At 63.7% G+C, this 1944-nt stretch carries 1 protein-coding gene; it reads left to right on the top strand.

Annotation, left to right across the window (positions count from 1 at the left end; genetic code table 11):
* On the top strand, nt 1–397 hold a 397-nt coding region (locus NA12_RS34475), incomplete at its 5' end, for a hypothetical protein (protein ID WP_218017151.1).
* Between the last annotated feature and the right edge of the window lie 1547 nt (nt 398–1944).

Raw genomic sequence — 1944 nt, 5'->3', positions numbered from 1 at the left:
TTTTGCCGAAGCGATCGCCGAATCAGACCCCGATCGCGCCGAAACCATCGCCGACGACGTCGTCGATTCCAAGACCCGGGCCGACGCCCTTTCAACCCTCGCCAAGATAATCGGCCGCCAAGGCCGGGATACGGCTGAAACCCATAGCGCTGATCCTGGCCATCATGAATCCGAAACCACAACCAGGACCAACCATCAGCGGAGCAAGTGCCTCCTGGCGCGAGCCTGGGCCACAGCCGGATGGGAAATCCCGATCGGTGCGTTGCCCACTGTCGACCCCGCCCTCCTCCAGAAACTCACGCACGACGTGACTAGCGAGCAGCCGGCCGCCGCTGCACTACCCACGAATACGCGGATCGGCAACAGAGATAGAAACCATAGGCGCCGTCCGGCCTGATTACCGCCTTCTCCGTCTACTGACCACTAGTTGTCCGGGTACCGGAACCTGCTAGTGCGGGGCCGACGTGGCGCCCTGCCATTCCTTGCCGGTGATGGTCGGACCATCCCCGCGGGGTGAGGGGCCGACAGCGGGCGGTCAGCCTCGATCAGGACCTCGGGCGAACGATCCCCGCGGGTGCGGGGCCGACATCGCGCCGGTGTACTGGCCCAGTTCGCCAACGGACCATTCCCGCGGGTGCGGGGCCGACCCGACATGGAGCCCGGACGAGTCCGCACCACCGGGACCATCCCCGCGGGTGCGGGGCCGACCCCGGCTGTAGCGATACGGCCACTGTCGCGGGAACCCGACCATGTCAGGCCTCCCCCACCGCATGCGTCAACCCACCACACGCGACGTCTGCTGTGTTAGTTGGTGTGCGTAGTGGCCGAATCGCCGTACCGCCATATCCAATTCGACGCTGTCGAGCGGTTAAGGGTGAGCCCACCTCCGTCAGAGTCACTGCTCCTTGAGGTAGCCTACGGGCGCTGACGCCCGCGCGGGGTCGAGTTGATCTCTCGTTGCCGACGCTCCCGCAACGCCTTCCACGCGCTGCTCGTCGACTTGCCGGTAATCCAAGCGATGGCGTTCAGCGACTGCTTCTCACCATAAAGTCGTGCTCGCCGGGCGGAAGCGGCAGCGAGTCGCCAAACGCAGCACAAATATTGCACATAAATGATCGGAATCAACGGGAACCGATGGGTGCTGACCGGAACTTCGCAGGAACCAATCATTTTGTGCACCAGTAGTTTTGGGAGGTATTGGGTACGGTTCGGACAACCGGAACCCGCGTCAGGGGGTCGCAGGTTCAAATCCTGTCAGCCCGACAGTGAAAACCCTCTCCGACCTGGGTCGGAGGGGGTTTCACATTTTCGGAGATTTGACGTTTTTTGGTCAATTCCCACAGAAACCCCACGTTTTTGAACTCCGAGGCCTGTCGAGAACCCGCGAGTAGCCTGTCTCGCGGCGCCTGTCGGCGAGTTCAGCGGATCACCTTTCCGCCCCTTCACGCCCAGGGCTTGTTGGTCTGGAACCGACGCTGCGTACGCCCCCGTCGGGGCGGGCGCGGCTCGCATGATCGAGCTGCTGACTCGACTGAGGTCGAGCGTGCCCCGCGATATGGCGGCAACGTGTGGGTGCACGGGGAAGGTTTCGCCTCGACCGGCTGGCCCGGTCGAGGCGAACCGCGCATCCTGGAACGCGCGGTCAGGTTCAGCAGATCCGGACCGGCCAGCATCCGAGTGCTGCCGAAAGTTTGCTCAGCCTGCTGCACCGGTTCGACAGCACGCCGTGGGTGAGGAAACCGCGATTCATGCTCTGCAGCTCCTGAAGCGCTGCTCCGCCTGTAACGCTGACCATCGGTCCGTCTCATTGCATCGGGTCGGCGCTGGAACACCGGGATCGTCGACTTGATCGATCTACCGTCCGATACTCAGCTGCGGCCGTGCCAAGTTTCGCCGCCGTCGCGATCAAGGCGGCCGACTCGCCCTGGTACTTCTGACCCCCTA

The sequence above is a fragment of the Nocardia alba NBRC 108234 genome, assembly GCF_001612665.1.
Lineage (GTDB): Bacteria > Actinomycetota > Actinomycetes > Mycobacteriales > Mycobacteriaceae > Nocardia > Nocardia alba.
The sequence above is the reverse complement of the archived record's forward strand: the minus strand, read 5'-3'. Positions and strand labels throughout refer to the sequence as shown.